The organism is Paenibacillus lignilyticus (assembly GCF_017942085.1).
Classification (GTDB): domain Bacteria; phylum Bacillota; class Bacilli; order Paenibacillales; family Paenibacillaceae; genus Paenibacillus_Z; species Paenibacillus_Z lignilyticus.
Genome location: NZ_JAGKSP010000003.1, coordinates 406327 through 431957, shown reverse-complemented (window position 1 = coordinate 431957; position 25631 = coordinate 406327). Strand labels below are relative to the sequence as shown.

General features: G+C 52.5%; 25 protein-coding genes and 1 riboswitch. Of the genes, 23 read left to right on the top strand and 2 right to left on the bottom strand.

Translation table 11 applies throughout. The features are described from left to right. Nucleotides 1-13: 13 nt before the first annotated feature. From I8J30_RS11540 to ade, 16 genes are all read left to right on the top strand, one after another. Nucleotides 14-1201, top strand: coding sequence for a BMP family ABC transporter substrate-binding protein (locus I8J30_RS11540; protein WP_210658339.1), 1188 nt, complete (start codon nt 14-16; stop codon nt 1199-1201). A gap of 25 nt (nt 1202-1226) precedes the next feature. Further along, nucleotides 1227-2774, top strand: coding sequence for an ABC transporter ATP-binding protein (locus I8J30_RS11535; RefSeq protein ID WP_210658337.1), 1548 nt, complete (start codon nt 1227-1229; stop codon nt 2772-2774). Next, nucleotides 2771-3886 (top strand): ABC transporter permease, encoded by a 1116-nt coding sequence (locus I8J30_RS11530; RefSeq protein ID WP_210658335.1) that lies wholly within the window; start codon nt 2771-2773, stop codon nt 3884-3886. The genes I8J30_RS11535 and I8J30_RS11530 overlap by 4 nt, the downstream gene beginning before the upstream one ends. Nucleotides 3887-3903: 17 nt before the next feature. Continuing rightward, nucleotides 3904-4833: an ABC transporter permease gene (locus I8J30_RS11525; protein ID WP_210658333.1), complete on the top strand. Its 930-nt coding sequence runs from the start codon at nt 3904-3906 to the stop codon at nt 4831-4833. 36 nt (nt 4834-4869) lie between these two features. Next, on the top strand, nt 4870-5787 hold the full coding sequence (locus I8J30_RS11520; RefSeq protein ID WP_210658331.1) for an FAD binding domain-containing protein: 918 nt from the start codon (nt 4870-4872) through the stop codon (nt 5785-5787). 40 nt (nt 5788-5827) lie between these two features. Continuing rightward, nucleotides 5828-8131 (top strand): xanthine dehydrogenase subunit D, encoded by a 2304-nt coding sequence (gene pucD / locus I8J30_RS11515; protein WP_210658329.1) that lies wholly within the window; start codon nt 5828-5830, stop codon nt 8129-8131. After that, on the top strand, nt 8128-8631 hold the full coding sequence (locus I8J30_RS11510) for a (2Fe-2S)-binding protein (protein ID WP_210658328.1): 504 nt from the start codon (nt 8128-8130) through the stop codon (nt 8629-8631). Before pucD ends, I8J30_RS11510 begins: the two co-directional genes overlap by 4 nt. Beyond that, nucleotides 8628-9113, top strand: a complete 486-nt coding sequence (locus I8J30_RS11505; RefSeq protein WP_210658326.1) for a nucleoside deaminase — start codon at nt 8628-8630, stop codon at nt 9111-9113. Before I8J30_RS11510 ends, I8J30_RS11505 begins: the two co-directional genes overlap by 4 nt. After that, the gene (uraD, locus tag I8J30_RS11500) at nt 9110-9610 is read left to right on the top strand and encodes a 2-oxo-4-hydroxy-4-carboxy-5-ureidoimidazoline decarboxylase (protein ID WP_210658324.1); all 501 of its coding nucleotides are present in this window, start codon (nt 9110-9112) and stop codon (nt 9608-9610) included. Before I8J30_RS11505 ends, uraD begins: the two co-directional genes overlap by 4 nt. A 22-nt stretch (nt 9611-9632) precedes the next feature. Continuing rightward, the gene (gene pucL / locus I8J30_RS11495; protein ID WP_210658322.1) at nt 9633-10637 is read left to right on the top strand and encodes a factor-independent urate hydroxylase; all 1005 of its coding nucleotides are present in this window, start codon (nt 9633-9635) and stop codon (nt 10635-10637) included. Beyond that, nucleotides 10634-10978 (top strand): hydroxyisourate hydrolase, encoded by a 345-nt coding sequence (gene uraH / locus I8J30_RS11490; RefSeq protein ID WP_210658320.1) that lies wholly within the window; start codon nt 10634-10636, stop codon nt 10976-10978. The genes pucL and uraH overlap by 4 nt, the downstream gene beginning before the upstream one ends. A 77-nt stretch (nt 10979-11055) precedes the next feature. Continuing rightward, nucleotides 11056-11265, top strand: a complete 210-nt coding sequence (locus tag I8J30_RS11485; protein WP_210658318.1) for a hypothetical protein — start codon at nt 11056-11058, stop codon at nt 11263-11265. A gap of 249 nt (nt 11266-11514) precedes the next feature. After that, entirely contained in the window at nt 11515-11664 is a 150-nt protein-coding gene (gene rpmG / locus I8J30_RS11480) for a 50S ribosomal protein L33 (protein WP_091215886.1), read from the top strand. A gap of 132 nt (nt 11665-11796) precedes the next feature. Next, complete coding sequence (locus tag I8J30_RS11475; protein ID WP_210658316.1) at nt 11797-12708, top strand: CapA family protein; 912 nt, start codon at nt 11797-11799, stop codon at nt 12706-12708. Nucleotides 12709-12881: 173 nt separating this feature from the next. Then, entirely contained in the window at nt 12882-14384 is a 1503-nt protein-coding gene (locus I8J30_RS11470) for an MDR family MFS transporter (protein WP_210658314.1), read from the top strand. A 107-nt stretch (nt 14385-14491) separates the two neighbouring features. After that, nucleotides 14492-14591, top strand: a riboswitch (purine riboswitch). A gap of 57 nt (nt 14592-14648) precedes the next feature. Continuing rightward, the gene (gene ade, locus I8J30_RS11465; RefSeq protein ID WP_420831223.1) at nt 14649-16406 is read left to right on the top strand and encodes an adenine deaminase; all 1758 of its coding nucleotides are present in this window, start codon (nt 14649-14651) and stop codon (nt 16404-16406) included. On the opposite strand, the gene I8J30_RS11460 is transcribed toward ade, so the two are convergent. Beyond that, on the bottom strand, nt 16356-16751 hold the full coding sequence (locus I8J30_RS11460) for a type 1 glutamine amidotransferase family protein (RefSeq protein ID WP_210658310.1): 396 nt from the start codon (nt 16749-16751) through the stop codon (nt 16356-16358). The genes ade and I8J30_RS11460 overlap by 51 nt on opposite strands. Before the next feature lie 231 nt (nt 16752-16982). Here I8J30_RS11460 and I8J30_RS11455 point away from each other — a divergent pair, with 231 nt between their 5' ends. The 5 genes from I8J30_RS11455 (at nt 16983) to I8J30_RS11440 (ending at nt 21883) form a co-directional block, all read left to right on the top strand. Beyond that, complete coding sequence (locus I8J30_RS11455) at nt 16983-17855, top strand: LysR family transcriptional regulator (protein WP_210658309.1); 873 nt, start codon at nt 16983-16985, stop codon at nt 17853-17855. 139 nt (nt 17856-17994) lie between these two features. Then, a complete protein-coding gene (locus I8J30_RS11450) occupies nt 17995-19032 on the top strand; it encodes an NADH:flavin oxidoreductase/NADH oxidase (RefSeq protein WP_210658306.1) in 1038 nt (345 codons plus the stop codon). Nucleotides 19033-19249: 217 nt separating this feature from the next. Further along, complete coding sequence (locus I8J30_RS33635; protein WP_276316121.1) at nt 19250-19384, top strand: hypothetical protein; 135 nt, start codon at nt 19250-19252, stop codon at nt 19382-19384. 238 nt (nt 19385-19622) lie between these two features. Further along, nucleotides 19623-20414 (top strand): GNAT family N-acetyltransferase, encoded by a 792-nt coding sequence (locus I8J30_RS11445; protein ID WP_210658304.1) that lies wholly within the window; start codon nt 19623-19625, stop codon nt 20412-20414. 119 nt (nt 20415-20533) lie between these two features. Beyond that, nucleotides 20534-21883 carry a beta-propeller fold lactonase family protein gene (locus I8J30_RS11440; RefSeq protein ID WP_210658303.1) on the top strand — a complete coding sequence of 450 codons (1350 nt, stop codon included), beginning with the start codon at nt 20534-20536 and terminating at the stop codon, nt 21881-21883. 61 nt (nt 21884-21944) lie between these two features. Here I8J30_RS11440 and I8J30_RS11435 read toward each other — a convergent pair whose 3' ends face one another. Beyond that, nucleotides 21945-22712: an alpha/beta hydrolase gene (locus tag I8J30_RS11435; RefSeq protein WP_210658301.1), complete on the bottom strand. Its 768-nt coding sequence runs from the start codon at nt 22710-22712 to the stop codon at nt 21945-21947. 106 nt (nt 22713-22818) lie between these two features. Here I8J30_RS11435 and I8J30_RS11430 point away from each other — a divergent pair, with 106 nt between their 5' ends. Continuing rightward, nucleotides 22819-23778: a serine hydrolase domain-containing protein gene (locus tag I8J30_RS11430; RefSeq protein ID WP_210658299.1), complete on the top strand. Its 960-nt coding sequence runs from the start codon at nt 22819-22821 to the stop codon at nt 23776-23778. 64 nt (nt 23779-23842) lie between these two features. Then, entirely contained in the window at nt 23843-25615 is a 1773-nt protein-coding gene (locus tag I8J30_RS11425) for an ABC transporter ATP-binding protein (RefSeq protein ID WP_338044858.1), read from the top strand. The last annotated feature ends 16 nt before the right edge of the window (nt 25616-25631 follow it).

Below are 25631 nucleotides of genomic sequence, written 5' to 3'. Positions count from 1 at the left end.
GGGGAGGAACGGTATGAAACTTCGTAACCGGGCAATGACGTTTGGTTTGACGGCCATGCTTGCATTTGTCATGGTGCTGACCGGCTGCAGCGGCACAAACAACGAAGATACGACATCAACCTCTACTAACGCGGCTAAGGCAGAAGATACGGATTCAAGCACGGCGACAAGCACGAACACGACCACCACGGAAACGGACTCAGCAGCTAAAGCTCCTCGTGTCGCGTTCGTTTACATCGGACCGCCTGGTGACGGCGGCTGGACGTTTCAGCATGATCAAGGGCGTAAGTATATGGAAGAACAGACAGGCATCAAAGCCGACACGGTAGAGAACGTGCCGGAGAGCGCGGATGCGGAGCGCATCATCACAGAGCTGGCGCAGAACCACGATATTATTTTCACAACAAGCTTCGGTTATATGGATTACACCTTGAACGTGGCGAAGAAATTTCCGAAGGTCATCTTCGAACATACGGCTGGTTACAAAACAGCTGACAACATGGGTACTTATTTCGGGAAAAACTTCGAAGCCAGCTACTTAGCCGGCATTGCGGCTGGAAAGGTAACGAAGAAAAATCATCTCGGTTATGTAGGCGCATTTCCGATTCCGGAAGTTATTTATAATATCAACGCGTTTGCATTAGGCGCACAAAGCGTCAACCCGGACATAAAGATAGACGTCGTGTGGTCCAACACATGGTTTGACCCGAATACGGAGCGGCAAGCGGCTATCAGTCTGCTGGATAAAGGCGCCGATGTATTAATGGCTTATCAAGATTCTCCTGCTACCGTGCAAGCGGCGGCCGAGCGCGGTGCGTTCGCAGGCGGCAACGACTCGGATATGAGCAAATATGCGCCGGATGCGTATTTGACCAACCCGGTATGGAACTGGGGACCGTATTATACAAGCATCGTGAAAGCCGTGCAGGACGGAACGTGGAAAAACGAACAATTCATGGGCTCGATGGCAGACGGGATGGTCGATCTGGCGCCGCTTGGCGCGAAAGTACCGGATGACGTGAAGAAGCTGGTTGAGGATGCGAAGGCGAAGGTTCTGGACGGCTCCCTGCAAGTGTTTACCGGTCCGATTGTGGATGCAAGCGGTGCGGAGAAGCTGAAAGCCGGCGAAACGATGAGTTTGGACACGATTTTGAAAATGGATTGGTTCGTCAAAGGGGTCGTTGGCACGATTCCGAAGTAATCCGATCGTCAGGAGGCGTTTCGTCATGCAGGGAAGTTTCTCTGTTGAAATGCGAGGCATTGTGAAACGCTTCGGAAGTGTGATCGCAAGCGACGAGGTGGACTTTCGGGCGAGAGCGGGCGAGATTCATGCACTGCTTGGTGAGAACGGTGCTGGCAAGAGCACGCTGATGTGCATGCTCTCAGGCGTGTACCAGCCGACGGACGGCGCCATCTATCTGCGAGGCGAACAGGTGAGAATTCGTTCGCCGAAGGATGCGATGAAGCAAGGTGTCGGCATGGTTTTTCAGAACTTCCGTCTTGTTCCGACGCTGACGGCCGCGGAGAACATTGTGCTCGGAGAGCAGTCCTCCATCTGGCGAGGTGCCGGATGGATGAAGAAGAAGCAGGAAGAGATAGAAGCCATTGCGACGCGATTCGGTCTAGCGATCCATGTTGACCGTCCGATCTGGCAGCTCTCCGTTGGTGAGCAGCAGCGCGTAGAAATTATGAAAACCTTGTACCGGGGGGCGGAATTCATCGTCCTGGATGAGCCGACCTCCGTCTTAACGCCCGGTGAGGCGGATTTCCTCTTTCAGACGCTCGAAGCGATGAAGAAAGAAGGCAAGACGGTCATTATGACGACGCATAAGTTGGGTGAAGTGATGCGGGCTTCGGATCGAATCTCGGTTATGCGAAAAGGCAAGATGGTTGTAACGATGGACACGAGCGAAACGAATGAACGCGATTTAGCGAGGCTGATGGTTGGTAAAGCGATCGTCGAGCTGCCGCATCTTCCAGCTGGTACTCCGCGCGGGGAGCTGCTGCTCTCCGCGCAAGAGCTGGAAGTGATGGCCGATCATGGCCGCGTGGCGTGTAAAGGGCTGTCGCTTCACGTATTCCAAGGTGAAATCGTCGGCATCGCCGGTGTCGCCGGCAATGGACAGAAGGAGCTGGCCGAAGTGCTGGCAGGACTTCGCTCTCCGAGCCGCGGCTCCATCCGTTTCGCGGGGAAGGATATGCGTTCGGCTACAGTGCGAGACTTCATCGAAGCGGGTATTGCGCATATTCCCGAGAACCGGATGCGCAGCGGATTGGCCGGGAGCTTGGGGGCTACGGACAATCTGTTACTGAAGTCATATCGTTCCGGAGCGCGGACGAGACTTGGATTTCTGCGAATGAAACGCAATTTGGCTTGGTCACAGCAGCTTATCGAGCAATTCGATGTAAGAACGCCTTCCGTAACAACGCCTGTCAGTCAGCTTTCCGGCGGCAATCAACAGAAGCTGCTGCTCGCACGCGAGATTCATCAGTCGCCCAAGCTGATGATTGCGGTTCATCCTACACAAGGCTTGGATGTCGGGGCCGCAAACAGCGTGCATCAGCTGTTGTTCCGGCTGCGTCATTCGGGCGGAAGCGTTCTGCTGATCTCGGAGGACCTCGATGAAGTGCTTCGTCTGTCGGACCGAATTCTCGTCATTAGCCGAGGGGCGATTGTCGGCGAGCTGAAACGGGAGGAAGCCACGCGGGAGCAAATCGGTCTCTATATGGCAGGGGTTCGAGATGAGAAAGGCGGAGGGGAGGAAGTGGTATGAATGACCACCCCGTTGCCGGTCATCCGCTGCCGCAGCAGGTTGAAGCGAAACGGAGGTTCCCTCTCCGGCTCGTATTGTTACCGGGAGCCGATTCCGCCCGGAATCCTTGGTGGGTCGTCCTTATCTCCATGATCCTGGCGCTGATCGTGTGCGGCATCTTCATTGCCATGAATGGGATGAACCCGCTCATCGTATATAAGAAGATGGTGACCGGTGCGTTTGGCAGCTCGTACGGCCTCTCGGAAACGCTTGTTAAAGCGATACCGCTCCTCTTATGCGGAATCGGCGTATCCATCGCTTACCGGATCTCGTTCTGGAACATTGGAGCAGAAGGGCAATTTGCCGCAGGCGCGATTGCAGCAACCGCGGTCACCATTTATTTTCCTTCATTGCCGATGTACTTTTCCATCCCGCTAATGGCCCTATTCGGCATTCTAGCCGGCGGACTATGGGGTTTACTCACCGCTTTGCCCCGTATTTATTTCCGAGTCAACGAGCTGATTACTTCATTGATGCTGAATTACGTCGCGCTGCTGGCGCTGGATTACGTTGTCTTCGGCCCTTGGCGAGACCCGGAAGGCTTCAACTTCCCCGGAACGCCTGTATTCACCGCCGCACAATCCTTGCCCGTACTCGGCAGCACACGACTCCATGCCGGCCTAATAATCGGACTCGTCGCAGCGGCATTGTATGCCATTACGATTAGGTATACGAAATGGGGGTATGAGCTTCGAGTCATAGGCGCCAACCCGGAAGCAGCCAAGCACGCGGGAATGCCGCTTAGTAAGCATATTCTGCTTGTCATGCTGATTAGCGGCGGTTTAGCCGGTATTGCCGGAATGAGCGAGGTATCGGGCGTTACGCATCGATTGATGTATGGAATCTCTCCGGGTTATGGGTATACGGCTATAATCGTCGCTTGGCTGGCAAAGCTGAACCCGATTGGCTTAGTTGTATCTTCCGTCTTGTTCGGCGGATTGATCGTCGGCGGCTACAGTGTTCAAACGATCGGTTTGCCGTCATCGATTTCGAATATGCTGCAAGGCGCAATCTTATTTTTCCTCATTGCCGGCGGCTTCATTGGCCGCTTGCGATTGCGCCGAAACGTGTAACGGGGAGTGTCGGGCTTATGGAAACCATGATCCAGCTCATACAGGTCGCCATCTCTTCCGGTACGCCGCTCTTGATTGCAGCGCTTGGAGGGATTCTCATTGAACGCTCCGGCATCATTCAGCTTGGCGCGGAAGGGTTGATGCTGCTCGGCGCCGTGATGGCGGGGTTGACCTATTTGCATACCGAAAATCTCACATTCACCTTGCTCGCCGTCATCGGAATTAGCGCGATTCTCGGCTTGCTGCATGCGGTTTTCACTATATCGCTGCGAACGAACCAAATTGTAACCGGACTTGCGCTGACATTATTCGGCTCAGGTCTGAGCGCTTATCTTGGCAAAAGCATAAGCGGTATTCCGATCGCGCATGCCGTTCCAACAATACGAATGAACTGGCTTGCACAAGTGCCTGTTGCCGGCGATATTTTTGCTCGGTTGGATTTGTTTACTTGGCTGAGTTTCCTGCTAGTTATCGCGATGCATCTGTTCATCTATCATACGTCGTGGGGCTTGCATCTGCGCGCGATGGGCGACAGTCCTGCGACAGCGGACGTCATGGGTATCCGTGTCTATGCGTTCCGCTATGGCTGTGTAATCGCGGGCTCGATGCTGATCGGTATCGCCGGCGCAGACCTGCTGCTCGTCTATACCCCGACCTGGACGGAGGGGATGACGGCAGGACGTGGCTGGATCGCCGTCGCGCTTATTATTTTTGCCAGATGGAACCCCATTCGTGCGTTATTGTGCGCGTACTTCTTCGGTTTGCTCAGTACGATCGGCTTTAGGCTGCAGCTCATTGGCGTTGAAATCCCCTCTTATTTTCTGAAAATGATCCCGTATCTGGTCACCATTCTCGTCCTCATGGCTTTAGGCTGGCGTAACCGCAACAGACCGTCCGGCGCGCCCGAAGCGCTCGGCATGCCTTATTATCGGGAACAACGATTCTGAACCGATTGTCCGTTTGGGTAAGGAGGTGATCGAACGATGAGCATTACCGGCAATGAGAGTTTCCATCCTGCTCCTTCGGTCTGGCATCCGCTGGATGCGGCGGAAGCTTGGCGATTGAAACAGAGCTTCGGCGATGAGGCGGCATTTATCGCCGGCGGCACTTGGCTCTCCGTACAATGGGAGAACGGGGCGGCCAAACCTCGGCATCTGATCGATCTTAGCAGCATCCCCGGCATGAAAGGGATCTCCGTCAGCTCGAAAGAAATGAAGATTGGCGCTTTATCCACCTTAACCACGCTTCGGCGAGATCCGTTTCTGGGGGAGCATTACAAGGGCGTCGTAGATGCCGTGACCACGATCGCCGCACCTTCGATACGCAATGCCGCAACCATCGGAGGCAATATCGCTTGCAAGACCGGCGATATTCTGCCGGCACTGATCGTCAGCGACGCGGAGCTGCTCTGGCAGGATGGACGCGGCGCGCAGCGCGAACCTCTTGTTCAGTGGCTTGAAAGCGGGATTGATTCGGCGACTCCCCAGGGACGAATACTGACTCAAGTAAAACTGCAGCTGCCGGATGCGAACCCGCTGATGCGGAGATTGGAAGTCTATCAGAAAATTGGCAGGCGCGAGGCATTCACCCCGTCCGTCGTGACGGTAGCTTATTCCATTGCCATGGATCGTGGCAGCGGGGCGATCGGCCGAATACGAATGGCCGTAGGCGGAGGACAAATGATTCCGCATCGGCTTTACGGCGCGGAGAAGCTGCTGCTCAATTCCATCATGAGCGCAGAGCTGATGGAGAAGCTGTATGAGCAAGTTGTGCTGGAAGCGCAGCCCAAAGGAGATTCCTTCGTTTCTGCGGCATACCGCAAACGAACAGCCGCGGGGCTTCTCTCAGCGTTATTGTGGCAGCAATTCCAGCATGCAGGAAGGACTGCTTCGAGCGAGTAGTTGAGGACATAACTTCAGCCGATACGGGAGGGTGATGATCATGCTGCTTAACCGAAGCACCGGCAAGGAGAGGTGGCGAGTCAGGCCCGATGGTCCTGATAAAGTGACGGGCAAGCTTGCGTATCTCACGGATCGGACTGCGCCGGGCATGCTGATTGGACGCGTGCTTCGCAGCCGCTATCCCCATGCGCGCATACTGGCCATTCGTACCGATAAAGCGAAGCAGCTGCCGGGCGTTCATGCGGTGCTGACGCATATGGATGTCCCGGGTTTGAACGGGTACGGCATTGCGGTTCAAGATCAACCCGTGCTGTGCTGGGATAGAGTTCGCTATGTCGGTGATGCGGTAGCTTGCGTTGCCGCGGAGACGGCTGAACAAGCGGAGCAGGCATTGGCGCTAATCGAGGTCGATTATGAAGAGCTGCCGATCATGGACAGTCCTTCAAAGGCGATGGCGGCAGATGCGGTGAAGCTGCATGCCAAGGGGAATATTTTGCACGAAACCGAATTTGCTCACGGCGATATCGGGGCAGGCTTCGAGGGCTGCGTCCACATCGTGGAGGAGACCTACATCTCGCCTCGACAAATGCATGCGTATATGGAAACGGAAGGCGGCTTGTTCGTTCCGGAAGCGGATGGACGCTTGACCGTTCACTCCCCGACCCAGCATGGCTTCATGGATCGCTTGCAGCTATCGCGTATTACGGCGATGCCGGAGACAGCCATCCGTATCTTGTCCAGTCCGATCGGCGGTTCCTTCGGCGGCAAGGATGAGCTGAACGTTCAGCCGTACGGCGCGTTGCTGGCCCTGAAGACGAATCGGCCGGTTAAGATTCACAATTCCAGGCAAGAGTCCGTGCGAGCCGGACTTAAACGGCATCCGATGACGATTACGATGAAAACGGGCACTGACGGCAATGGCAGCATTCTGGCTCATCAAGTATCAATAACTGCGGATACCGGGCCTTACGCGACGCTTGGGGCGGAAGTGCTTCATTTTGCCACCGAGCATGTGATCGGGCCTTACCGATATGGAACGCTCGATGTGCGAAGCGTCTCCGTCTACACGAACAACGGCATGTCCGGCGAGTTTCGCGGTTTCGGCGGCAATCAGGCGATATTCGCGCTGGAAGGCCAGATGGATCGACTGGCAGAGACGTGCGGCATGGAGCCTTGGGCGTTCCGGCTGCACAATATGCGCAGAATGGATGATCCGGGGCCGTTCGGGCATCCGATTGCACCAACGGATGGTGCGCGGCAAGTATGGGATGCGGTCGCGGCTTCACCCTTGTGGCAGGAAAAGCAACAGTCGAGGCCGTCCGCTCCGACTCAACCCTGGCTTCATACCGGCATCGGAGCGGCTTTCATCATGCATGGGGCAGGGCTTGGCGCCGGTATTCCCGACCCTGCGGGCGGCAGGTTGGTGCTTGCCCGAGACGGCATCATAGAAGCGCAGTTCGGTTACGAGGAATGCGGACAGGGGCTGCTCGCTTCCCTGGAGCTGATGCTGCTGGAGCAGTTCGGCTTCGCACCGTCCGATCTGCGCCTCATTATCGGCGACACCGATGCGGTGCCGGACAGCGGCTCGACGACCGCTTCCAGGGCGACAACGATGATGTGGAAGTCGCTGCAGCAGTTGAAGCCTCCTTTTATAAGCGGGCTGCTTGGCGCAGCGGCTGAACTGTTGGCGCTTCCCGAAGAGAAGCTCAGTGTTGGCGCAGGAGGGATATGGAGCAAGGGCGGAGCAGGTGACGGCAATGGCAGCGGTGAATTGCTGCTCCGTTACAAAGCGCTGGCTGACGGCGCCGGACGAGAGATCCGCGCCGAGACGAAGTTCGCGTTTCCTGCCACGACGTTCCCGAGGACAGGAGCCCATTATTTGTATACGTTCGCTGCGGTAGTCGCGAAGGTGGAAGTCAATACGCTGACAGGACGCGTCCACGTTCTGGAACAGTATCATGCCGTTGCGGCGGGACCGGTCATTAATCCGCAAGGGTACTTGGGACAAATTGAAGGCGGGAGCATCATGGCGCTCGGCTATACGCTGACCGAAGAAGCGCTCATGGAAGAAGGTCGCTACATGACGGGTAATCTCGACAGTTACTTCATCCCGACAATCAAGGATGCGAACGGAATGGTCCATGTTGAGGCGATCGAGGAACTGCCGGAAGGCGATGATTACGGACCGCGAGGCGTTGGCGAAATCGGTTCGGTTGGCGTGGCTCCCGCCATTCTGGCGGCGATACATGATGCAACCGGAAGGCGTCTGAATAAGCTCCCGATCGATCCGCTTGAGCTGCTGGAACGGCCAACTTTCCCGGTGAAGGCGGTGAAGGAGCTATGAAAAACGAATTCGAGCTTCGGCATTGGTCGCCTTCTCCGCTTAACTGTACCGTCAATGGCGAAGAAGTCCGGTTGAACGTTCCCGAAAGTAAACGACTGTTAGCGATTATTCGCGAGGATCTGGAGCTCACCGGTACTAAGATAGCCTGCGAAATCGGGCGCTGCGGCGCCTGCATGGTATTGGTGGACGGCAAAGCAGCCAATGCCTGTCTGACGATGGCCTATCAGTGTAACGGGAAGGCCATTACGACAATTGAAGGCATAGCCGGCGAAGGACTGCATCCGGTCCAACAAGCCTTTCTGGAAGAAGGCGGCTATCAATGCGGGTATTGCACGCCCGGCATGATCGTTTCGGTGGCGGCATTGCTGCAAGAACAACCCAATCCAACGCTTGAAGAGGTCGAAGAGGCATTGTCCGGCAACTTATGCCGGTGTACGGGCTATGGAGGCATCATTCGCGCGGTGCATCGGCTCATTGAACAAAGGGGGGATCAACCGTGAACGAGAAGGAGCGGCATTTGTATTATTTGCGCAAAAGCATTGAAGTGTCCAAGCAGGCATTAGCATCGGGCAATACGCCTTTTGGCGCGATCTTGGTCGATCCGTCAGGCGCCATCGTTCTGGAGCAGGGCAATGTGGAGGTGACCACGGGCAGCTGCGCCGGTCATGCGGAGACAACCTTAATGGTGAATGCCTCCCGAACGTTCTCCAAGCAGCAGCTCTGGCAGTTCACTTTGTACACGTCCGTTGAGCCCTGTGCCATGTGCGCGGGAGCGATCTATTGGGGGAATGTGGGCACCGTCGTATATGGCATGTCGGAGAGCAGGCTTTCGGAACTGACCGGCGACGATGAACGGAATTTAACGTTGAATCTGCCATGCAGGGACGTCTTTGCCTGCGGTCGCAAACCGATCGAAGTGATTGGGCCATTCCCGGAAATCGATGCGGAGACTGCAGCCGTACATGCGGGGTATTGGACATGAGCATAAGTTTATGGCAGCTGAATACGCTCAGTAAGGAGATGTTCGTCGGCCAAATCGGAGGGGTATTTGAGCGCTCGCCTTGGGTGGCGGAGAAAGCTTGGGAAGCAAGGCCTTTTCATTCCGTGAACGAGCTTCATGAAGCGATGTTGGCCGTCGTGCGGCAGGCGCCTGAAGAACAGGTGACCGAACTGTTTCGCGCACATCCGGATTTGGCAACTCGAATGACCATGACGTCCTATTCCTCTGCTGAGCAGCAAGGGGCAGGGCTGCATGAGCTGTCCCCGGACGAGTTTAAGCGATTTGCACAGCTCAATGCAGCTTACGCGGCGCAATTCGGATTTCCCTTTATTATGGCGGTACGCGGGCGAACGAAAGCGGATCTGCTGGCAGCCATGCAGCAACGTCTGCAGCATTCCGCCGTGCAGGAACGAAGACAGGCGCTGCTGGAAATTCAGCGAATTACGCAGCTTCGCCTGATTGATTTGATTGAAGAATAGTCTTGAGGTGAAAGGATGATGCATGATGAAGCTTCGGGATGGACGGACGCTTTATTATGGCAAAGGCGACGTGCTTACCTATCGAACGTATGCGGCTCCGCTTGCTGTAACGCCGATTCCGGAATCACCCTATTGTGGCGAAACGAATATTATTTTTGCGCATAATGTGACGTTCTCGGTCAGCAGCGAAGTGCTGCTAAGCTCGTTCAGTGAAGGGGATAACACGCATGTCGTGGCCACCGACTCGATGAAAAATTTCATTCTAAGGCATGCTGCCGCTTACGATGGCAGTACGACGGAAGGTTTCCTGGCGTATGTTGCTGAAGCCTTCCTCGCTCAATACCCGCACATTACGGACGTTGAAATGACTGCAGATCGCATTCCGTTCCAGTCCATTCAGGTCGGCGGTGATGGAGGATTTAACGAGAGCGGTTTGGTGTTTCGCCGGTCTCACAACGAGCATGCCCATGCTTCCCTGGGGATGAAACGAGGGGCTGATGCCGGAGCCGTCGTTGTCAGCCATGCCAGCGGCATTGCGGATTTGCAGCTTATTAAAGTGAGCGGGAGCTCGTTCTACGGCTTCATTCGCGATGACTATACGACGCTGCCCGAAAGCTATGATCGCCCTTTATTTATTTTCTTGAACATCAATTGGCGGTATTCGAAGGTGACGGATGCTATAGATGGGAGCAGCGGTGCGTACGTAGCTGCGGAGCAAGTGCGTGATCTGGCTCAGCACGTGTTCCACTCGATCCAGTCCCCGTCCATTCAATATTTGGTTTGTCAAATTGGCTTGCAGCTATTATCCAGATTCCTGCAATTGGAGGAGGTTAGCTTCGAATCCAACAACCGTACTTGGGAAACGATCGTCGATCGTGATTCGGCCACGGGAGCCGGTGTATATACGGAGCCGAGGCCGCCGTTTGGGTTTCAAGGGTTCTCGCTGACCAGAGCGGATCTGGAGAGTGCTGATTTTCAAAAGGCGATGGCTGCTCAAATTTCCGAAAAATCGGTCGTGTCGCCATGATGGGACAATTGACCACGCATGTTCTGGACACGTCGCAAGGAAAGCCGGCCGCCGGGATGAAGATTCAGCTGTGGGTTCATTCCTCGCTTGGCAGACCGCCGCAGCTGATCAAGGAAGTACAAACTAACGCGGATGGCCGCGTGGATACGCCCTTGCTGGGTCGAGGGGAATTGCATAGCGGCGAGTACGAGCTTGTGTTTGATGTTGGGGGCTATTTTGGCGGCGATATCCGGTTTTTAAATCTAGTGCCCGTTCGATTCATTGTCGAGGATTCGAGCTCCGACTATCATATCCCGCTGCTGGTCGCGCCAGGCGGATACAGCACTTATAGAGGAAGCTAAACTGTCAGGATTTTGCAAAATGGCTTGCGCAATGGTAGAGTATAGACTACCTACATACGTGCAAGGAGTGAACATCGATGACAGATCCGCAGGCGGTCCAAGTCCATCCCTTTTACAAACATGCGGAAGAAGCATTCAGGCTGCTTCCGGAGGCAACGGAGAGTTTAACGAAGCTGAAAACAGCGTTTGAAACTGCTAACGAAGAGTTTCTGGCGATTGAGCTTAAACATATGCTGGCGAGGCTGGAAGAGCTGCGCGTATTGTTCGCAGACGGTCCGACAGGTTAGGGTGGCAGGGAAGAGCTAAGCAGCTTGAAGTGCTTGGCTCTTTTTTACTTACGGCGGTCCATGCAACACTCCATGCGTAAGATACGGCCATGACCGTCTCCTGAGGTGGAATATGGCAATAAATGCAACAAAAGAGTGGGACCCATAACACTATAATGACCTGCCTAAAGGCAGGTTTTTTCGTTAACTTATGATTGTCACCCAGACGCCTTCATTCATAACTTATGGATAGAGGAAGGTGATATAATCATGCGCGTAACGATTACGATGGCATGTACGGAATGCGGAACACGCAACTACATGACGACCAAAAGCAAGAAAAACAATCCGCAGCGTCTGGAGCTTCGCAAATATTGCCCGACGCATAAGAAGGTCACGCTGCATAGAGAAACCAGATAGTGAGCAAAGCAAGTAATCCGCGGTTTTCCGCGGATTATTTTTTGTTCGATTAGACGCACAGATGGCCCAACTTGCTAGCAGATCACTTGTCCACCGAATAACGTGGTATAACGCGAGAGGAGTGGGTGAAGGATGAGAATCACCATTGCGGCAGTCGGGGATTTGTTGATGAAGAAGAAGATGATCGCATCGGCTCAGCGAGAAGGCGGATTCGCTCCGATTTTTGCCAAAGTGAAACCCTATCTGCGCAATGCCCATTTCACGATAGGCAATCTGGAGACGACCTTCTCCGGTTCTAAGTTCCGCCCGGCACGCGGCAAACTGCTGTTCAGCTCCCCGGATCCATTCGCGGCTACGCTTCGAAACTTAGGCTTCAATGTATTAGGTACAGCCAATAACCACTGCATGGACGGCAACGTCTCCGGTCTGAAGCGGACGCTTAGCGTCCTTGATCGCCATGGTCTTCGGCATACGGGCACAAGTCGTTCTGCTCAAGAAGCCCGCAGGAAGCTGATTGTGAACGTTAAAGGAATTCGGATCGGCATTTTGGCTTATACGAAAGGAACGAATGGGATCGCGGTGCCGCAAGCGTGGATGGTCAACCGGCTTCATCGAAAAAAGATGATAGCGGACGTGCGCAGCTTAAAACGCAAAACCGACTTGATCATTGCCTGTCTTCATTTCGGGAAAGAATTTCGATCTTACCCCGACCGGAGCCAGATCCGGCTCATGCAGCTGTTATTTAGAAATGGCGTGAATGTGGTGCTGGGAGCCCATCCCCATGTGCTTCATCCCATTAAAATGACGAAGATGAAGGACATCGACGGACAACTCAGAAACCGGGTAGCGGCCTCTTCCCTGGGGAACTTCGTATCTACCGAGCTGCCTCAGCATACCGCTAGACTGCGAGGAACCATATTGCGGTTAACCGTAACGAAAAATGCGGCAGGGAAGACGGATGTGGTGAAAATATCGCGAGTGGCCACGCGGATTAGACAACATGTCGGGAAGAGCAACGTGTATCGGGTTGTGCCGGTGCGATAGTAGAATGGCTGTGCCGCTAAGAAGTGAAGCTTAATAAGCTTCGCTTCTTTTTAGTTGCGTAAAAACATCCGTAATCATGCATGGATGGCAGATACAACTGTTCCGTTCACCAATTATAATTGCAGGTCAAGGGGGGAACCTAATCAACAGCAGTAGAAAGGAGTGGATCGCACATGTCTGCAAGAACACCATCACAACCTTTACCGAATAAAGACGATGATTTCTCACTGAAAACCATCATTGCGCCGCTAATGGCCATTATCGTAGGTATGATTATGGTTATTCTCGACAGTACGGTGGTCAATAATGCCATTCCCCATCTGGTGGATTATTTCGATACGGATCTGAAGACCATTCAGTGGACGGTTACCGGTTATACACTTGCTTTATCCGCTGTCATTCCGCTTGCAGGCTGGCTGACGGATAAATTCGGCTCTAAGCAGATTTTTCTTCTGACGATTACCTTGTTTACGATTGGTTCGCTCTTATGCGGTATTGCTCAGACACCGGAACAACTGATCATTTACCGTGTTATTCAAGGCGTCGGCGGAGGTATGGTATCTCCAATAGGGATGGCGATGGTATTTAAGCTTGCGCCGCCCGAACGACGCGGATCAATTATGGGCGTATTAGGCATTCCGATGCTGATGGCGCCGGCATTTGGTCCTGTCTTGTCAGGGTGGCTGGTGGATTCGGTCAGCTGGCATTGGATCTTTATTATCAATTTGCCCATTGGCATCGTTGCATTCTTTCTTGGCGTCAAATATTTGCCGAAATCCGATCGCCATCAAGCGCCTCATCTGGATGTGATCGGCATGTTCCTTGCTCCGATTGCCTTTACGATGCTTGCCTTCGGCGTGAGCGAAGGGGGGACAAGCTGGTCTTCAACAGCTACCATTACAGGGCTAACCGTTGGCGGGATCGCATTACTTGTGTTTATTTTCGTGGAACTCAGACAGGAGCAGCCGCTGCTGGAGCTGAAAGTATTCAAATCGTCGGACTTTACACGGGGGATTATTCTGACTTGGATCGTGCAGCTCGCGTTGTTTGGCGCTATGTTGATTGTTCCGCTATATCTGCAAAGCGTAAAACATTACACAGCATTAGAGACCGGCTGGATCCTAATGCCGCAAGCGATTTGCGCAGGTATTGGGATGCCGATCAGCGGGCGATTATTTGATAAGATCGGGGCTAGACCGCTTGCATTCTGCGGTTTGGCTGTCGTTTCCGCTGCGTTGTTTATTTTATCCACCGTATCGGTGAATACCAGTCTGTGGCTAATAATAGTATCCATCTGCATGATGGGACTCGGGATGGGATTCTCCATGATGCCATTGAATACACATGTTTTGAACTCGGCGCCCCGGCGTTTGGTCAGCCGGGTCACCCCGCTTACCACAGCTGCGCAGCAAGTTGTAGTATCCTTCGCGGTTGCCGGCCTTACCGGGTATCTGACTTCGCAAATTACTTCCCATACGGCTAGCGCCGAGCAAGGGGCAAATCCACTTGCGGCCGTTGTAGCGGGGTATGGAGATACGTTCTTCCTGTCGGCATGCATTGCAACGGCAGGTGTCCTTCTTTCGCTCATTCTGCGAAAACCAAGATTGAAGGATGAAGATAAAGTAACGGCCGGAGATGAAGCGGGAGCAGATGCCGCTATGATGATGGGGCATTAACGAACCGCGCGAAACCATTCGGATAAGAAGTGAAGCGCAGCGCTTCACTTCTTATCCGTATTTAAATGCGCACATACTTGAATTTAGGTTGACGTATGTTGTACAATTACGGCAATTTGATACCAAGCTGTATAACCTCAATAATATGGTTTGAGGGTCTCTACCAGGAGCCGTAAAATCCTGATTACAAAAATGTGTATTTCGCATACATGTTTTTGTGATCAGGATTTTTTTATTTTATTACTTGAAACAGAGGTGTGAATGATGGAGCAACCAAGTTCAGTTTTGCGTACGCGTATCCGAGTTGCGGCTAAACAGGAGCCAGCGGATGTGGTCATCCGCAACGGACGAATCGTTAATGTTTTTACAGGGGAATTGATGGCAGGCGATATCGCTATCGTTGGAGGTATAATAGCCGGTATCGGCATGTACGAGGGAAAAGAAATCGTTGATGCAGAGGGCCGTTATATCGTGCCGGGCTTCATCGACGGTCATGTTCACATCGAGAGCTCGCTGCTCACGCCTCCGCAATTTGCCCGTGTATCGCTATTGCACGGAGTCACGACGGTCGTTACGGATCCGCATGAAATCGCGAACGTTGCTGGAACCGAGGGCATTCAGTATATGCTCGATGCTGCCGAGGGGTTGCCGATCGACAGTTACGTCATGCTGCCTTCATGCGTACCGGCAACCCCATTCGAAAGCAATGGCGCTCGGCTCGATGCTGAGCATCTGGAGCCATTCTTTAGCCACTCCAATGTTCTGGGATTGGCCGAAGTCATGGATTTTCCGTCCGTTGAACATACGGAGGAACGAATGCTGCAAAAACTTGATGCGACCCGCAAGGCCGGCGTCCTCATGGACGGACACGCTGCCGGAATTAGCCGGCAAGGATTGAATGTCTATATGGCGGCAGGCATTCGTACCGATCACGAGAGCACCGGCTTGCAAGAAGCGCAGGACCGGCTTGATCTGGGCATGTATTTAATGATCCGTGAAGGGACGGTCGCGAAGGATCTGGATGCGCTGCTGCCTGTAGTTACGCCGAGAAACGCAAGACGCTGCTTATTCGTTACCGACGATAAGCTGATCGACGATCTGCTGAACGAAGGCAGCATCGATCATATCTTAAGACTCGCAATGGCTAAAGGACTCGATCCGATCACCGCGATACAGATGGCGACGATCAATGCGGCGGAGTGCTTCCGACTCCATCAGCATGGCGCGATCGCCGCAGGTTACCAAGCAGATGTAGTTCTTCTTGACGATCTGGAACAAGTGAAGATTCATCAAGTGTTTAAGCGCGGACGCTGCGTTGCGGAAGCAGGGATAATCGTGGAAGAAGCTTTTCCGCCATCAGGGACGACAATCGACAGCCTGAGCTGCAATTTGCCTGGACTTAACGTAAAGCCGGTCGAACCCGTTCACCTTGCAATCCCTTTAAAAAGTAATCGCTGCCGTGTCATTGAGGTCATTCCGAATTCGCTCGTGACGAACCAACGAATCGAACAAGTCGACGTTGACGATGAGGGGATGTTCTTGCCATTCGCAGCCAATGACTTCATGAAGCTGGCTGTCATTGAACGACATCAGGCGACCGGAAATGTTGGCGTTGGCATCGTAAAAGGGTTCGGTCTGACAAGAGGGGCGATCGCGACAACGGTTGCGCATGATTCCCACAACCTAGTGGTAGTCGGAGCATCCGATAACGAGATTCTGCTCGCAATCGAAGAAATAACGCGTATCGGTGGCGGAGCAGTGGTCGTGGACGGCCGCGAGGTTCTATCATCGCTGCCGCTGCCAATCGGCGGATTAATGTCCGATCGTCCATATTGGGAAGTCAACGAGGGACTGAATAAGCTGATGGCCGCGATGGCAGAGATCGGCGCCTCGCGGGATTTTAATCCGCTGCTCACCTTATCGTTCCTGACGCTTCCCGTCATCCCGCACTTGAAGCTGACGGACAAAGGTTTATTCGATTTCAAATCGTTCTCGCATATTGCTGTAGAGGTGCAAGCTTAACGCAAAAAAGACCGGCGATTTAGCCGGTCTTTCTTCATTAGCTGCTTGTTCTGTGGATTGCGGATTCTGACCTGTAATGAGATTTGCATCCGCTTGTATGTTAATCGTCCAGTTAGGTGTTGCTGTCAGATAGTTGGCCGTATCGAGCATTTCTTGAGACGCGCCTTCCAAGCTTCTATGGTCAATTGGCGCTTGTCCGCCTAATGGACTGGCGATTGTAACTTCATAGCCCTCATTATTAAAAGCGATATAGGCTTCTCCAAACTCGGATAACCATAGCCCTTTCGGTTCATTGTCGTTCATTTTATCGGCGGTTGTAACCACCAACAGCACGCGTTTTGTCATTATATATCACTTCTCGATTCGAAATAATTTGTTGAAGCGAAGCGCACTATAACCAAGAACAATGCATCACTTCCGCGTGACTCCGCTGGACAATTAACGGTTCAAACAATGAACGAAACGACGTATTATTTGTCGTTGTTTTTGCTGTATCCATACTGTAACACTCCGCATCTGCGGATTGTACTACCGCTATGTTTGGTCGGGAGTAACCAAAAGTTATGAGGGATGAAGATGAGAATAGAATGGCTGGAGGCCTTCCAACAGACGGCGGAAACGAAAAGCTTAACGAAGGCAAGTGAATCCTTGCATATCAGCCAGCCTGCTCTAAGTAAGCAGATCCGCAACTTAGAGGATGAATTAGGAGCCCAATTATTGCTGCGTTCATCCGTCGGCGTGACGTTGACGACGGCAGGTCAGATTTTGCTTGAGAGAAGCAAACGTATCCTGAATGAAGTTAATGCGCTGCGACGGGAGGTTACGCGGAGTCAAGATGAGGGCAAAGTCGTGCTGACCCTTGGTTCTTGGCCAAGTATCGCGACCATTTATTTGCCCGGTCGAATAGCGGGTAATCTACAAGCAGAGACAAAGTTGGAAATCAAAGTACGGGTCTTTTATAGTTTTTTTGACATGCTGACAAATTTGGAGAATGGCAATCTCGATGCCGCGTTTTTTGATGACAGAGGCGTTAAACACCCCTTCTACACAACGCCTGCATTTACGGAGAAGTTCTTCCTATTCGTTCATGTCAATCACCCTCTATACGGCAATAAAGATGAAGTTCGGTTTGATGAGATAAAAAATGAAACGTTCGTGATGCTACCCGAAGGCTGCGATGTAAGAATGTTAGTCGAGAAAGAATTCTCCGAAAGAGGGAAAGACCTCGATATCGCACTGGAAATCGAATTGGGACAAAGCATTCTCGGTTTCGTTCATGCTAACCTGGGGATTGCCATATTGCCCGAAATTTTCATCATTCAGAAGAAGGATACGATAAAAGCGATTCCGATTTCGGATTTTGGAGCGACGCGTCAAATCTCAGTCATTACACGGGAAGAATCCGTCTGCAGGCAGTTGTTAGGTTTTATTGAATCGCGTCCGTCATAACGAATAGTTAGGGCCCTCCAAACAGAAACGTAGTACCTTTTGCCATATGGCAATGTTACCATGATGGAGCGCCAGCCGTTTTAACTAAATCCATACACTGCCGCGAAGCAGTCGAAGGTATAAAGGAGCATGCGAATCCATGTACAATTTGTTCAATGATTTTACGATCAAAGGCTTGGAACTGAAAAATCGAGTCGTCATGCCGCCGATGTGCCAATATGCAGTCAAAAACAACGACGGTATACCCACAGACTGGCATTACGTGCACTATGTGAGCCGGGCGATCGGCGGAGCAGGATTGGTGATCATCGAGATGAGCGACATCGAGCCTGACGGCCGTATTACGGACTTCGATTTGGGCTTGTGGTCCGATGACCATATAGCACCGCTAAAGCGTATTGTTGATGCGTGTCATGAATACGGCGCGAAGGTAGGCATTCAAATTGCCCATGCCGGACGCAAAGCCGAGCATGCCGAAGTGCCTGTCGCCCCTTCGGCGATTCCGTACGATGAGAAGTCCAAAACACCAAGAGCCTTGACGACGGAAGAAACGAAAGCAATGGTCGGAAAATTCCGAGAGGCTGCAGAACGCGCGATCAAAGCCGGCGTAGATACCATAGAGATTCATGGTGCGCACGGCTATCTGATTCATCAATTTCAATCCACGTATACCAATAAACGTACCGATGAATATGGCAAGGATTTGACGTTGTTCGGCCGTGAAGTCATCCATGCCGTCAAAAGCGTGATGCCGGAGAACATGCCTCTTATCATGCGCATTTCGGCCCGAGAATACGTCGACGGCGGCTATGGCCTTGATGAAAGCATTGCATTCTCAAGAACCTACCGCGATGCCGGCGTGGACATGTTCCACGTGAGCTCCGGCGGCGAAGGTCCTATCCTCGCACATGGCAGACCCGGCACGCATGTTGCTTACCAAGTTCCGATGGCCAGAGCAATCAAGAATGCTTTGGATGTGCCGGTCATCGCCGTTGGCCGACTGGACGAACCGTCGCTTGCTAACGCAGTCGTCGGCAATGAAGACGCCGATCTCGTAGCTGTTGGAAGAGGCATGCTGCGTAATCCGTACTGGACGCTCGAAGCAGCCGCTGTCCTTGGCAAAGAAACGTCGATTCCGGGCGTGTACGGCATGGGATTTAAAGGTTTGAAGTCATAAGTTCATTCCCCTGATGGAGCACCGTTCGGCTGCGAACGGTGCTTTTTTGACGAGCAAAATCATATGGCAAAAACGGAGAGGAAGAACCCCTATGAACACTGTGTTTGATAGTTATGTGCATCTGGCAATTGAAAAGGTAGAACGGGAGGCGTGGTTTGACTAATTTGCAGCTGCCCCTCAAGATTATGTCCAACATGCCAAGGTTTCATTTACTCGTTTGGGATCGAGCATAGCCATTGCCGATCAGGGGACGCCGATTGGCGAATTCAACCGAGTTCTCGGATTAGGAATCGATGAGCCTGCTAGCAGTGCGGAGTTGGAGCAAACGATGGCTGGGCTTGGTTTGGCATAGATGCGACATTGCCCGACTATCGCGGCAGAGGAGCCCAGAACGCATTAATAAAACAGCGGTTAACAGACGGGATATCAGCAGGTGTAATCGGATTTACCGCGGAAACCGGACTACCGTCTGCAGGGGAAGAGGACGCCAATAAGTCTTACGGAAACTACCACAGGGCAGGATTCGAGCGTTTATATATTCGTCCCAGTCATGTCATTAATAAATAACGAGTCAAGAGAGGCTGTGCGATATGACCAACATGCCCGAGAAGATCAAGCAAAATGTTATATTCTCCCGAGTACAATTGAGTCTTGTAAGTCCGCGCATCGTGCTGGAGCAAACGCCGGAAGTAATGCGATATGAATCCGATCTCACCCATCCGCTATATAACAGCGTGATCGCCTACCATCAACCGTTGTCCGACAAAGATACCGAGGACGACATCGGAAGATTGATAAATGGTTATCAGGCACGCAAGGTTCCGTTCACTTGGCTGACTTGGTCACATGATGCCGACCATGCGAACTTGGCGCAAGCACTGGCAGAGAACGGGCTTAAGAAGGTAGACAGCCTGTCCGGTATGTCGGTTTCCTTGCGTGAATGGACGTACATTTCGCCTGCGATTCACGGGTTAATCATCAAGCCGATCCGAACGCGAGCAGAGATGGCTTGGTTTCGAGAAATCGTGCTGCCCGTATTTGGGTTTGAAGGCGAAGCCGGTGAGGCCCTCGTTCAAATCAGCGAAGATGCCGCGTTTGGCGTGAACGCCGCGTTCCGCCATTATATAGGTTTCATGGATGGTCAACCGGTTGCGGCGGCAACCGCGATCCACGATGGAGATACAATCGGCATCTACAATGTAGCCACTCTGGAAGGCTATCGGCGCAGAGGGTTGGGAAGTGCATTAACTGCGCATGCCGCGCGCGAAGGTCAAGCTGCCGGCGGAAGAATTGCCGTGCTGCTCGCTAGCAAGATGGGACAAAGCGTGTACCAGGCAATCGGATTCGATGAGGATGTCACGATTGAGGTTTATTTGGGGTGAATTTGCCGGATGCAACCGAGCCTGCGCAATCTACCAGCCTGACATAGTGATATGTCTCGCGCCATTTTCTCTAGCATCTCATACGATAGAGGAATGGAAGAGTAGAGGAGGCGTCCCCTTTGCCGATCTTGGACACTGGACTGCTGATTAATCGAGAACGAAGACGAACGGCGAGCCTAAGAATTACGGTCATGAATCGCGGAAGACAGCAAGCCTCGGCAGGCATTCAAGTGTATACGATTGCAACCGAAGCGGCAGCATCAATGGATTCCAATCTGGTAAACGACGATCAAGTAGGAGGGGGATACGGGAAGCTTGTTATGCGCAGGCTGGCTATCGTTGAGCTGCAGCCGGTCGGTTATTCCAGCGGCACCTTCACGGTCCGGCATGAGGTCAAAGAACTGGATCAATTTGGCGTCAGCATTACGGCAAACGGTCTGGCAGCCGGTGAAGTATTCGCTACGATGGCGGAGCTCGACGACGAAGGAGAGATGATCGCCCAGCATAATTTGCAGGTGATGTCATCGCTGATGGACGAAATGATGCACGCGTATGTTGCAAACCATACGGGTCACACGGTAACGGTTATTCAGACAGCGACCAACACAAGAGTTGCGACGATTCCGTTTCCGGTTGGCAGCAGTCCGCGGCAGCTGGATTTTACCCCAAATGGGCGAGAAGTTCTGGTGACCTGCCAAGGCGACAAGACGGTAAAAATCATCAACACGCTCACGCACACCATCGCGGGGGAAATTACGTTCCCTGTGGGTGCCGTGCCGCTAGCGGTTGCTGTGTCGCGTAACAGCGGTAAAGCTTATGTGACGACTATGGTAGAAGACTATATCGTCGTCATAGATACGGAGACGCGTTCGCTCGTCAAGTTGATCCCGCTCCCTGCCGGCGGCGATCCCGTAGCAGTTGCCATCGCGCCGGACGGACAGAAGGCGTACTGCTGCTTAATCAACAAAGGTTGTATTGTCGTTGTTGATACAATCACACATGCCATTATATCAACGATCAGGCTCCCGCAAGGCGCCAAACCTTCCGCGATCGCTTTTACGCCGGACGGTGAAATCGCGTATGTAACGGATGTGCAATTCGAACGTGTTTATGCCATTCGGACTTCTTCGCAAGTCATTACGGCCACAATAAAGCTGGATACGGGAAATGATCCGCAGAAGCTGGTTATTACGCCGGATGGAGCTTTAGCTTATGTTGCGAGTCGAGGTGGCGACGAGATCGTGGTCATCAATCTGTCGCGTAATGAAATTTTAACTCGGATCGAGCTGCCCGCAGGCAGCAATACGAGCGATATCGCGATTACAGCGGATGGCTTGAAGGTATATGTGACGATACTTACCTTTGGCTACGTCGCGGTCATTGAGGTTGCCAGTCAACTGCCGATAGCGATTCTGCCAACGGGCAGTTTTCCTTCGGGAGTTGCGATTTCGCCGATTCTGCTGGATTGATCAAATAAAGCCGCGGTAGGAAGGAGCATCAACGCTCATTTCCGCCGCGGCTTTATTGTCTTTACTTAAGTGGCAGCCATGCAAGCACGCGTTGAATCTGCTTGTCCCAATAGCCCCATTCATGTTCGCCCGGCCCTTCCTCATAGGTAAGGGGGAGCCGAAGCTTCAGTGCGTGTTCAAGGAACTGGGCATTATGTTCATATAAGAAATCCTCGGTACCGCAGCATTGATAGAGCTTCGGAATCGGTTTCCCGGATGCAGCCAGCTGCTCAGCGGCAAGGAATAAGCAGTTCGGCAGCTCATTCAATTGATTAGTGGATCCGAAAATCAGGTTATACTCAAAAGGCCAGCGCTCGCTAAGGTCTCTCAAATGCAGCGCGCCTGACAAGCTCGCCGCAGCCGCGAACGACTCCGGTTTATTCAACGCCAGTTTAAATGCGCCATAACCGCCCATGGATAAGCCTGCAACGAAATTATCTTCTCTGCGGTCCGACAGCGGGAAGAAGGAGCGTGCGATGGCTGGCAGCTCTTCGCTGATAAACGTCCAGTAGTTGCCGCCTAAAACCATATCGGTATAGAAGCTGCGATGCACGGCCGGCATAACAACCGCGATGCCAAGTTCAGCTACATAACGCTCGATTGACGTCCGTCTAAGCCAGATCGTATGATCATCCGACAAGCCGTGAAGCAGGAACAAGGTCTTATGCTTCTGCTGTCCGGCATGAGAAGCCATCCCAATCTGCGAGGGAGCAGCCTGTGGTAAAATAACGTTCATCGACATGGACAAGCCAAGCACTTCCGAATAGAAATCACATTGAATAAGAGCCATCCCGTTCATTACCTCCGGTTTATTCGCATTTGTTAAAATCAGACAAGCTACTCTTATTTTACATGTCAGCATCTCATTCAGCCAGTGAGAAAGGAATTATGTACATATGGATTTACTTTCGCCTACGCCGGCACATGGGGAAGCACTCTATACGGAAGAACTTCGCAGTCATCTGGAAACGTGGAAAATACACGATGTCGTCATCCTCCGAGGCGGTGAGCTGCTGTGGGAATGGCATGACAAGAACATCGATCGCGTTGGCGCGATCTACTCCTGCACGAAGAGCATTCTCTCTGCCTTAATCGGCATCGCTATCGAGCAAGGACACATGATAGGGATCGAGGAGCCGGTTACCGACTTCTTTCCCTTGGCGGCAGCAGATGATGAGCGCAAACATGCCATTCGAATCAAACATCTGCTGTCCATGACGTCCGGTTTGGAATGGCCGGATTTCGATAAGCCGTATTGGAAAATGAAGCGGACAAACGACTGGATCACCTTCGTTCTCTCGCAGCCGATGGCGCATGCCCCGGGAGAAGCTTTTGCTTATAATTCCGGCGGTTCTCATTTATTATCGGCGATTCTGACCAAAGCTACCGGACAATCGACCTATGCCTATGCAGAGGAGCATTTGTTTCAGAAGCTGGGATTTCGTAAGCCGAGATGGAACAGTCATGACGGGATCTATGAAGGCGGAGCGGGGCTGCATCTGACATCCGGAGACATGGCGAAATTCGGTCAGCTTTATTTGCAAGGCGGGTTATGGAATGGAGAGCAGGTTATTCCGAGAAGCTGGGTTGAAACTTCAACCACGATTCACCACAAAGGCTTGGCTCATTACGAGCCCCCGATTTTCGGGGAATACGGCTACCATTGGTGGATATCGACGGAGGCACATAACGGTGTGGTAGATTACTGCTTCGCCAAAGGTTATGGAGGACAATATATTTTCATCGTACCTTCTTATGATCTAGTAGCGGCTATTCGCAAGGAGCCTGAGGGCAAGAGCAGCGCGATGGCGGCCAAGCAGCTTCTTTTCCGGCATATCCTTCCGTTCTGTTCATAATCAGTTCAAAAACCGCTGATATACTTAACGCGTACTTCAGAATAGATACGCAGGGAAGGAACTGATCACCATGAATGACCAAGCAAAGCCAAGCGGCAGCTGGAAACCGCTGCTCCGATTGATCGGTCAAACAAGACCGTCTAAAGGACTGCTTATTACCGCCATATCGCTGAGTTTAATCGGGACATTAATTTCGCTTATCATACCGTTGTTTACGAAAAATCTCGTGGACGGCTTCTCGATCAGCAATCTCAGCTGGCAGCAAATGACGTTGTTCGGCGGCATCTTCGTGCTGCAAGCTTTAGCCAGCGGGTTCTCCATGTATATGTTGAACGCGGTTGGACAACGAATTGTGGCCAACCTGCGCGACAAGCTGTGGAAGAAGCTGCTGAAGCTGCCGATTCCGTTTTATGACAATCACCGAACCGGTGAGACGATCAGCCGAATGACCAATGACACAGGAGTCGTGAAGCAGCTGATCTCCGAGAATTCAACGAATTTTTTAACCGGAATCATCTCGGTAATCGGATCGGTTGCCGTATTGTTCTACATGGATTGGCAGATGACCGCAGTCATGCTCGGCGTTATTCCGATCGCTGCCGTGTTCTTGGTTCCGCTGGGCCGTCAAATGTATATCGTTTCGAAAGGACTGCAAGAAGAAACCGCATCGTTCACAACGACACTAACGCAAGTGCTCTCTGAAGTTAGACTCGTGAAATCGATGAATGCCGAGAAACGTGAATATACAGCCGGCAGCACGAAAATTAGCAGTTTGTTCAGCTTCGGTCTGAAAGAAGCGCGAATTCAAGCGATGATTGCACCGCTGATGTTTTTCGTTATGATGATGCTGCTTGTGGTCATTATCGGTTACGGCGGCGTGCGGGTGTCTTCAGGCGCCTTGTCGGCCGGCGAGCTCGTTGCATTTATTCTCTATCTGATTCAAATTGTAATGCCGATGACGCAGATTACTTCATTCTTCACCCAGTTCAAGAAAACAGTCGGCGCTACGGAACGAATTATTGCGATACTGGATGCTCCCGAAGAGGATCACGAGGGCGGAAAACCTGTTGATCGTGCGGATCAGGCTATCTCCGTTAATGATCTCAGCTTCCATTATGCGAACGGCGAACCTGTGCTGGCTGAGCTTAATTTCCGTGTAGAGCCGGGTACGGTTACGGCAATCGTAGGACCTAGCGGCGGCGGGAAAACAACCCTATTCTCATTGTTGGAACGGTATTATGAGCCGACAGGCGGGACTATCAAGCTTGGCAAGGAATCCATCGACAGCTACAATTTGAGGTCGTGGAGAAGCCAGTTCGGGTATGTATCGCAGGAAAGTCCGTTGATCGCCGGCACGATTCGAGATAATTTATGTTATGGCATGGATCAAGAAGTCAGCGACGCGGCGATCGTTCATGCGGCGGAAATGGCCTATGCCCATACATTCATCAGCGAGCTGCCAAATGGTTATGATACGGAAGTCGGCGAACGCGGAATCAAGCTTTCGGGCGGCCAGCGCCAGCGTATTGCGATTGCCAGAGCGCTGCTGCGCGATCCGAAGATCCTGATGCTCGATGAGGCGACATCAAGTCTGGACAGTAAATCAGAGGTTGTCGTTCAAGAAGCGCTCAAGAATTTAATGGCAGGGCGCACGACGCTGGTCATTGCTCACCGGCTGTCAACGGTTGTGGATGCCGATCAAATTCTGTTTATCGAGAAAGGGAAACTGACCGGAAGCGGGACGCATGATGAGCTGCTTGAAACCCATCCGCTCTATTTGGAATTTGCCACACAGCAGCTTCGACTCCATGAGAAAGAAACCGTAGAATTAGAGTAGTCAGCATGGACGGGCA